Source organism: Saccharopolyspora rectivirgula DSM 43747 (genome assembly GCF_000497205.1).
GTDB classification, from domain to species: domain Bacteria; phylum Actinomycetota; class Actinomycetes; order Mycobacteriales; family Pseudonocardiaceae; genus Saccharopolyspora; species Saccharopolyspora rectivirgula.
Window position 1 is genome coordinate 1 of record NZ_AYJW01000098.1, and the last position, 8,646, is coordinate 8,646.

9 protein-coding genes and 1 pseudogene are annotated in these 8,646 nt (G+C 67.0%); 8 read left to right on the forward strand and 2 right to left on the reverse strand.

Features of this window, described 5'->3' with window-relative positions; translation table 11 throughout:
• The 6 genes from SREC43747_RS0118275 to SREC43747_RS21425 all read left to right on the forward strand — a co-directional run.
• A partial coding sequence (locus SREC43747_RS0118275; RefSeq protein ID WP_029722826.1) for an amidohydrolase occupies positions 1-1,211 on the forward strand: 1,211 nt, incomplete at its 5' end.
• Positions 1,212-1,541: 330 nt separating this feature from the next.
• The gene (locus SREC43747_RS22070) at positions 1,542-1,760 is read left to right on the forward strand and encodes a hypothetical protein (protein WP_236623267.1); all 219 of its coding nucleotides are present in this window, start codon (positions 1,542-1,544) and stop codon (positions 1,758-1,760) included.
• Positions 1,761-2,105: 345 nt separating this feature from the next.
• A complete protein-coding gene (locus SREC43747_RS0118285) occupies positions 2,106-3,461 on the forward strand; it encodes an L-serine ammonia-lyase (RefSeq protein ID WP_029722827.1) in 1,356 nt (451 codons plus the stop codon).
• 380 nt (positions 3,462-3,841) lie between these two features.
• Positions 3,842-4,993, forward strand: a complete 1,152-nt coding sequence (locus SREC43747_RS0118290) for a M24 family metallopeptidase (RefSeq protein ID WP_152528471.1) — start codon at positions 3,842-3,844, stop codon at positions 4,991-4,993.
• Between the two features lie 588 nt (positions 4,994-5,581).
• Positions 5,582-6,091, forward strand: a complete 510-nt coding sequence (locus SREC43747_RS0118295; RefSeq protein ID WP_152528472.1) for a hypothetical protein — start codon at positions 5,582-5,584, stop codon at positions 6,089-6,091.
• The gene (locus tag SREC43747_RS21425) at positions 6,082-6,243 is read left to right on the forward strand and encodes a hypothetical protein (RefSeq protein ID WP_160173001.1); all 162 of its coding nucleotides are present in this window, start codon (positions 6,082-6,084) and stop codon (positions 6,241-6,243) included. The genes SREC43747_RS0118295 and SREC43747_RS21425 overlap by 10 nt, the downstream gene beginning before the upstream one ends.
• A 244-nt stretch (positions 6,244-6,487) precedes the next feature.
• On the opposite strand, the pseudogene SREC43747_RS22195 reads toward SREC43747_RS21425, so the two are convergent.
• Positions 6,488-6,855, reverse strand: a pseudogene (locus SREC43747_RS22195) (GrpB family protein).
• Between SREC43747_RS22195 and SREC43747_RS22085 the strand changes: the two are divergent.
• The gene (locus tag SREC43747_RS22085) at positions 6,830-7,105 is read left to right on the forward strand and encodes a hypothetical protein (protein WP_236623269.1); all 276 of its coding nucleotides are present in this window, start codon (positions 6,830-6,832) and stop codon (positions 7,103-7,105) included. The pseudogene SREC43747_RS22195 and the gene SREC43747_RS22085 sit on opposite strands and share 26 nt — an antisense overlap.
• 111 nt (positions 7,106-7,216) lie before the next feature.
• On the opposite strand, the gene SREC43747_RS0118310 is transcribed toward SREC43747_RS22085, so the two are convergent.
• Positions 7,217-7,477, reverse strand: a complete 261-nt coding sequence (locus SREC43747_RS0118310; protein ID WP_029722830.1) for a hypothetical protein — start codon at positions 7,475-7,477, stop codon at positions 7,217-7,219.
• Between the two features lie 629 nt (positions 7,478-8,106).
• Between SREC43747_RS0118310 and SREC43747_RS0118315 the strand changes: the two genes are divergently transcribed.
• On the forward strand, positions 8,107-8,646 hold a 540-nt coding region (locus SREC43747_RS0118315; protein WP_029722831.1), incomplete at its 3' end, for a hypothetical protein.

The following is an 8,646-nucleotide window of genomic DNA, read 5'->3' on the forward strand; positions in this document are numbered from 1 at the left end:
CCGCCCGCCGGGTCGCCGAGCAGTTCGCGGCGATGAACCTGCCGCACCGCACCGGACTGGCGGGAACCGGGGTGAAAGCCCGGATGCGCGGGCGCACCTCCCGCCGCACGGTCGCGGTGCTCGGCGAACTCGACTCGTTGCTGGTCGCCGACCACCCGCACGCCGACCCGCGCACCGGGGCCGCGCACGCCTGCGGGCACAACGCGATGATCGCTTCGATGGTCGGCGCCGGGCTGGGGCTGCAACCCGTCATGGACGAACTCGACGGGGACGTGGTCCTGTTCGCCGCACCCGCCGAGGAGTGCATCGAGTTGGACTGGCGCCTGCAGCTGCGCGATCGCGGAGAACTGGACTTCCCGCTCGGCAAAGCCGAACTGATCAGGCTGGGCGAGTTCGACGACGTCAACATGGCCATCACCACCCACACCGCTGGGGGCGCCGACGGGCCGCTGGCCATCAGCGGAACCACGATGAACGGGGCGCTGATCAAGCGCGTCCGGTTCCGGGGGCGCGCCGCCCACGCCGGTGCCGAACCCTGGTCCGGGGTCAACGCGGCCAAGGCGCTGAACCTCGCGAGCGCGGCGATCGACGCCCAGCGGGAAACCTTCCGGGACAGCGACATGGTGCGCATCAGCCAACTGATCACCAAGGGCGGCGATGCCGTCAGCGTCATCCCGGATGTCGCGGAGATGGAGATGATGGTGCGGGCCCGCACCGTGGCGGCCATGCAGGACGCCTCCCGCAAGGTGGACCGGTCCCTGCGCGCCGGTGCGATCGCCATGGGCGCCGAGGTCGAGATCACCACGGTCACCGCGTACTTGCCGCTGACCCCGGACGAACCACTGGTCGATGTCGTCGACCGCAACAGCCGCGCCGTGCTGGGGGAGGACCGGGTGCTCAGGGACGGTGGTCACGCAGGTGGTTCCACCGACGTCGGCGACCTGGGGCAGATCATGCCGGTGGCGCATCCGATGGCGGCCAGCGGGTGCGACGCTCCCTTCCACTCCAGCCAGTACTTCGTGGCCGACCACGTGCTGGCCGCGGTGAACCCCGCCAAGTTCATGGCCATGAGCGTGGTGGACCTGCTCGCCGACGGTGCTGCGGAAGCCGAGCGCGTGATCGCGGCCAGCGGGCCGAAGCTCACCCGCGACGAGTACGTCGGCCTGCGGAGCACATTGGACTCGGTGCAGCTCCACGGTGAGGACCACTGATGATCCCGCGGTGCGGAAGGGCGGGCGAGGACCGATGGGGAGCGTGCCTCCTGTGGTTGTGCGGTGACGGAACGAACGCCGTGCACCGTGCCCCCGCCCGGAGTCCTTGCCCACCGGGGAGCAGCGGGCCGTGTGGTTCCTGGGAGCCCTGGTGCGCATCCGGGCCAGCACCGCAGACACGGCCGGCGCCTTCGTGCTCTTGGACGAGCGGGCCGAGCGCGGCTACGGCGCCTCTGCGCCGGCACGAGGTCGAAGAGGAGGTCTTCTTCGTCCTCGAAGGCGAACTTCAGAGGAGGCCGACGGGTCGCCCGCAGCGCAGGGGAAGGCTCGGTGGCCGTGCTGCTCCGGCGGTGGCCGCACGCGTTCGTCGTGACGAACCCCGAGGCGCGCTCCCCGGTCCTGCACGTACCGGGTGGTTTCCACGGTGGGGTCCCGGCCAGCAGTTTCGACGCGCCACCGGCTGAGCACGTGCCGCCGGAACCGGAAGAACTCGCCTGGACCGCCAGGAACTACCACATCGAACTGCTGGGGCCACCGCTGCAGCCATGACCGAGTTGATCGAACCACCGCGAGTGCGGTTTTCCGTTCTGCACAGCAGAAAACCAGCGAGGAAGCGCGCGAGGGTCTTGGCGTCGAGGGGGTTGCGGAATTACCGCGTTTCAGTCAAATTGCAGCTGCAACCACCACGTTGCGAAGTCCTGGTGTGCCCACAGGCACAAAAGCTAGACGCGAGGGTTCAAAAACGATGCTCACCAGCACGCGAACCGTGCCCTTCTGGCGCGAGACCACCGAGCCGCGCCACCGCATTCTGCGCCTCTTCTCCACGCGTTGTTCCCGTGAACAGCTCTCCGCTGCGGCATCGGAACGCGGAGCGGAAGCAGGAGGAGGCGTTCTGTGACCATCAGCGTGTTCGACCTGTTCTCGGTGGGCATCGGACCCTCCAGCTCGCACACCGTCGGCCCGATGCGCGCGGCGAAGATGTTCGTGACGCGGCTTCGCGACGCAGGGCGCCTGGCCGACGTCGCGCGCGTCAAAGCGGAACTCTTCGGCTCCTTGGGCGCGACCGGGCACGGCCACGGCAGCCCGAAAGCGGTCCTGCTGGGGCTGGAAGGCCACGCCCCGGAACTGGTGGACCCGGCAGCGGTCGAAGGACGCGTGACCGAGGTCCGCGAGACCTCCCGGCTGCGCCTCGACGGCGTGCACGAGATCGAGTTCGCCGTGGACCGGGACCTGGTGATGCGCCGCCGCCGATCGCTTCCCGTGCACCCCAACGGGATGCGGTTCACCGCCACCGACGCCGACGGTGCCGAAGTGGACGCAGCGGAGTACTACTCGGTCGGCGGTGGGTTCGTGGTGGACGAGACCGCCAGCGGCACCGACCGGATCAAACCGGACGAGACCCCGGTGAAGTACCCGTTTCGCACCGGTGAAGAACTGCTGGCCCGCACCGCCGAATCAGGACTGCCGATCAGCGGTGTCATGCTCGCCAACGAACTGTCGTGGCGCGATGAGGAAGCCGTGCGCGCGGGACTGCTGCACATCTGGCAGGTCATGCGCGAGTGCGTGCACAACGGGTGCTCGCGCACCGGCGAGCTGCCCGGCGGGCTGCGGGTGCGGCGCCGCGCAGCGGACCTCGCGGCCTCGCTGACCGACCAGGACGACCCGATGGAATGGGTCACGCTGTTCGCGCTCGCGGTCAACGAGGAGAACGCCGCCGGCGGCCGGGTGGTGACGGCCCCGACCAACGGGGCAGCCGGCATCGTGCCCGCGGTGCTGCACTACTACCACCGGTTCGTGCCGGGCGCCGACGAGGACGGCGTGGTGCGGTTCCTGCTCGCGGCCGGGGCGATCGGGGTGCTGTTCAAGGAGAACGCGTCGATCTCCGGGGCCGAAGTCGGGTGCCAGGGCGAGGTCGGGTCGGCGTGCTCGATGGCCGCGGCCGGGTTGACCGAAGTGCTGGGTGGCACGCCGAGCCAGGTGGAGAACGCGGCGGAGATCGCCATGGAGCACAACCTCGGCCTCACCTGCGATCCGATCGGCGGGCTGGTGCAGATCCCGTGCATCGAGCGCAACGCGATCGCCTCGGTCAAGGCGATCACCGCGGCCCGAATAGCGTTGCGCGGCAACGGAACCCACTTCGTCTCGCTGGACAAGGTCATCAAGACGATGCGCGAGACCGGCAAGGACATGAAGGTCAAGTACAAGGAGACGGCCCGCGGAGGTCTCGCCGTCAACGTCATCGAATGCTGAGGCGGCCGTCCCTGCGCCCCGGGGTTCACCCCGATCGTCAGGTGAGCAGCCTCGCGTGACCGCGGGTCCAGCTCGCAGCCGTGGCCGTGCCGCCAGCCCGAGGAGCACGCAGCCTCCTCGTGCCTCGGGCTGGCGTGCGGCGGGAACGCCCGGCTGCGCACCGAGATCGTGCGCCGCGTCGACGGGGGCGATGTCCACCTCGCCCGCGCGTGCTCGCCGGTCCACGTTTGGTCGCACCGGCAGCGGCAATGCAGGTGTTGTGCGAGCGGCGAGGCCAGAACAGCGGTGAACCCGCTGGTGCGACCGACTAGCGGTGCACCGGGGCCAGGCCGTGCGAGCGGTGGGGCATCGCCCCGAGCGCCGGCGGAAGGGGAACAGCAGTGGAGCCGGTCTTCCCAGCCGAGGAGTACGCCCAGCGCCGGGCGAGGCTCAGGACTGCGATGGAGGAGCAGGGCCTGCGGGCCCTGGTGGTCACCGGCCCGGAGGAGATCAGCTACCTGAGCGGCCTGGCGAACCAGGGGCACTTCGTGTTCATCGCACTGGTGGTCGACGCTGCCGGGGAACCGGCGACGTTGGTGGCCAGGGAAATGGAAGAGCCCACGGCCGCGGCGCAGGCCTCCACGTGCGCCTTCGCCGGCTACGGCGACAGCACCGACCCGGCTGAACTGGTGCGCGAGGTGCTGCCGGGACTCGGCCGCGGGGAGCGGCGCGTCGGCTACCAGCCGGGGTCCTTGTCGTTCCCGGTGGCGGTGTGGCGCGGGCTGGACGAGCGCCTCAGGCCGGTGAGCTGGGTCGATTGCGATCAACTGCTGGCGGAGTTGCAGGCGGTCCGCTCCGAGCGCGAGATCAACCGCCTCCGGCAGGCGGGCAGGCTTTCCGACATCGGGATGCGGGCAGGGGTGGCCGCTGCTTCGATCGAGAGCCCCGGCGGGCAGGTCGTGGGGGCGATCGAGCACGCGATGCTGGCGGCCGGCAGCGACTACCCGGGGTTCGTTCCTCTGGTGCGCAGCACCGAGCAGATCCGCCAAGAGCACGTCGCCTGGGTTCCCGGGCACCTCAGCGAGGGGGACACCATCTTCCTCGAACTGTCCGGTGCGTGCGCTCGCTACCACGCCCCGCTCGGCCGCACGGTGCGGCCGCGGGGTTCTCGCCCCGAACGCGCAGATGAGATCTCCCGCATCGGTCTGGCCAGCATCCAGCGCGCGATGCGCCCGGGGCGGGCCGCCGGTGACGTGTACCGGGAGTGGAGCGAAGCGGTGGGGGCGGAGCTCGGCCACGCCTACACCCGCCACCACTGCGGCTACGTGGTCGGCTTGGGGTTCCCGCCGAGCTGGATGGCGGGACGGGTCGCCAGCCTCCGCCCGGACAACTCGACTGCCCTGCGTGCGGGGATGACCTTCCACATCCAGTCCTGGATCCTCGACCCCGAGGCCGGGGTGTACGCCCTTTCGGACACGGCGCTGCTCACCCGCGACGGCTGCGAGCTCCTCACCCAGACGCCGCACGACCTCGTCAGGCCCGCTGGCCGTTGACCGGGCCCGGTCACTGCTCGGGGCTCGCGCGCGTAAAACCCTTTTGGCCAGCCTGTTCCGGTGCGAGCAGTGTTGGCACCGGGTGGTTCTCGTATTGCGTATCACTGTTCCGGAGAACAGCAGCTGATGCCATTGGTCGTTAGCGAGGTCTGCGATCGTGAACGGTCGATGGCAGCTCAAGGAGGAAGACTTCTGGCCGGAGGAATCGTCGCGCTCGCCAACGCTCGTTCTGTCGGCTGCCAGTGCTGCTCCTGCAACGGGTGGCGTCTGCGCCAGTGCGGAGCAGCAGGTGAATGGGAACCGCCGCGTTACCTCTGCGGCCGGACTGGGTTTGGCTGCCGATTCGGCAAGCGTGTTCGGTGGGGTTCTGGAGACAGGACCGGTAACACGAAGCGTCTCGCTCGATCGAGTGAGATGTTCTGCGTTGGCGTCTTGAATGAACGATTTCGCTTCCCAGGGGTTGAGCGGGCTGGCGCGGTGTGTGTGGGCATGTGCTGATCTTGAGCTTTCCCGGGGACGCGAATGAGAGCCACTGTGGACGAAGGTCTCGCGGGTGAAGCGTTCGTGAGCGAATTCGACGCTGCCGCTGTGGAAAGCAGACTGGGGGAGTTGCCGAAGGACGCCACGCCGGAACGAGCAGCCCAGTACTTGTTCCCGCACAACGAGGCGTTGCGCGCTGAATACCTGCGGCGCGAGCAGGAGCTGCGTGACGGGCTGGCGCAGGCGCACTCCGAAGTCGACGGCCCTTCGGCCAGGGCCTTGCCAGCGGTGGTTGTAGCTGCTCTCCCGATCACCGCTCGATGCGTGTGTGTGGGGGGCGCTCTCCGGGCGGTGATCGGCCAGATCAGCAATTGCATCAAGAACAGCGAGCTGGGCAAGGCCAAGGGCCTCCTCGTGGACGCGTGCATGGGCTGCATCACCGGTGTGCTGCCGTTCATCAGCAAACCGGTGGCGCGCAAGATCAGGGGCGAGGTGGCCGGGGGCCATCATCTGGTTGATCGTTCAGCTCGGTCCCAAGTGGTGAAAGGCTGGGCATGGTGCGTGGTGCTCGACGAGTCAGTGCCGGTCAAGCTGCCTTCTGGGGGGCCTTGGGGCTGACGGTCCTGCTGTTCCTGGTGTTCGCCTTGCGCGACGACCTCGGCTGGAGCTGGCTGCTTGCCGGGGCTCTGTTGGGGGTTTTCCTGCTGGGGTGGGCGCTGCTCTACGTGGTCAACCGGTTCGGGCGCCAATCCGGCGCATCACCCGACTGAGGCGAGAGGATCTTCGGCATTCGGGCACCGGTGGACACCACCCGGTGCTTGGAAAACCTCGACCGATGACCGGGGTTTTCCAGGAGTGAGGGCAATGGTCCAGGTCTCCGCTTCAGCTGCGCGACTTGGCCGTAGTGCTCCGGGATCGACACCCGAGCGAGCGCAGATCTCCTGGTGAGATTGGGGCGACTGAATCTTCCGAATCTTGCCTTCATGTATGCGACATCGGGAATCCATGTATCGCTCAGCTGCACTGAGAACGCTGCATGCTCTCCTGCACTACCGCGGTCCTGGCGTTGGCGTAGTCCTCCTGCACGTGCCGCCAAACCTGCTGTGCCAGTTCGCGCTTGGTCTGCGCGTAGAGTTCGCGGCCATCATCGTTGGTCCGCAACTGGTCGCGGAAACCAGCATCCGGTCGATCTCGGGCTCGCCCTCGCTCAAGACGTGCAGATTGATGCCGATGGCCGGGCCCTTCCCTAGGCGGTGTTCGCACCAGTCCGGTTCCCGGATCTGCAACACGTAGCCGGCTGCTTCCAGCGCGGGCACGTACGACTCCTCATCGGACGAATTCCGCACGACCGGGACCATGTCGATGATCGGTTTCGCCGGCATCCCCGGCACCGCAGTGGAACCGACATGTTCGGCCCGCAACGCGATATCGCCCAGCACGGGCCTTGACCCGGTCGGCTTCGCGCTGGAAGAGCCGAGACCACTCCGGGGTGTAGTCGACAAGGGAAATGGTGTCGTTGTGCAATTTGCGATCGCCGACAGTCGCCTTCCGCAGCTTCTCATCACCGTTGCCCGCGAGGCCTGCTTCCTCCACGTTCGACACGACAACTACCCGTTCCTGGGACGGCGCTGAGCGAAGCGTTCCAAGATACGACCGTGAGCACTGATTCGCGGCAAGAGCTCGTGGTCCTGGGGCGCACAGCGGTTCCGGGAGCCCCTGCCTCCCCATGGATGGACGGCGTGGTCAGCTGAACGCCGTGCTCACCACTCCAGCGCTGGCGAAGATCAGCACGATGGCGAGCAGCAGCCAACCCACCATGGCGAGTTGCTGACGCGGATTGACCTGGTTGGTTCCGCGGACGCGTCGATCGATGATTTCCACGCGGAGCACACAACCCAAAGCGGCGGCCCAAAGCGCACCAGCGGGGAGGAACGCCCAGTGGTAGACCACACCGACGATCAACTGCCCGACGCAGATCGGGGTGAAAGCCACCAGCAAACCCATCCGCAACCAGCGGCGACGGACCCGGTGTGCGGAGGGCGTGGGTTGTGGCGACGTGGTTCTTTCCATATTGCCCTGGTGTGTCGTGCCAGCAGTTCACGTCGCGGTGTTGAGGTACTGTTCTTCGGGTTTCCGAGTGATCAGGCCTTTACTCGTTGTTCAGCAGCTGTCAACACCGGCGTGGTGCATGAACAATAGCACCAAGCCTGACAGCCTGGGGCATGTTCAAAGCACTAGGGTCGGTTTGATCTAGCCGGGGTTCTGTCTCGATATCACCAAGAAGCTGTCCGGCTTGCGGTGGTCCCGAAGAAAGTCTTGTAAAGCAGCATGGCGGAACTGCAAAATCACGCCAGCTTGTCGAAGTACTCCATTGTGGAGGGCTGTCTGAAGCAGCAGAAGGAACCGCACTCGCTGGCCGCGTAGCAACCAGAGCATTTGGACCATAGCAAGTTGCCATGCTGGCGCGGTTACACCGTTCATGAATCCGAGCGCGAGCCCGCCCACGAGCCGGAGCTGCCATTGGGGCGTCCAGGCAGGCTGGCTCCCGAACCAACACTGAGGCCGCGCTTCGCGACATCCTTCGCCGCATCCCCGACCTGGCCGATGCTGATGCCGAGAAGCTTGGGAAGTTGGTGCGGTGGCTGCAGCAGCTCTACCCAACAACCACCGGTGCTGTGGATCTGTTGCAGCCCGATCTGCTGGCCGAGCGCCATGTCGTGAACCAGCTCGTCAAATACAAAGAGCTGAGTAAAACCTGCTTCATCGACTTGTCGGAAGCCCGGAAGGTCCAGGCGCTCACGGTGCTCGCCCGCGGCTGCGCTCACCACGACAAAGCAGGGGGGCTATTGGACGAGCTCTTGCACAACAACCTGGCTGAATTCGCCGCGGCTGCGATCACCGTCACTCTCCAAACCAGCCCCAATCTGGGTGATCGTCTCGCAACCGCAATTCACGAGGCACCTGTTTCCGACGAAGCGCTTCGCGAAATCCACACCAAGATTCCCTATCCGACCGTGGCGCTCAGCGCCACCCAACTCGCCGTTGTACAGCGCATACGTCAATCGTTGTCCCCTGAAGCTGATTCTGTGGAAACTGCGGGATGGACTGCGGATCTCGCCATCGCCCTTGCTCAACAAGGTCGTGTGGAGGAGGCGTTGAAGGCGTCTACTGAG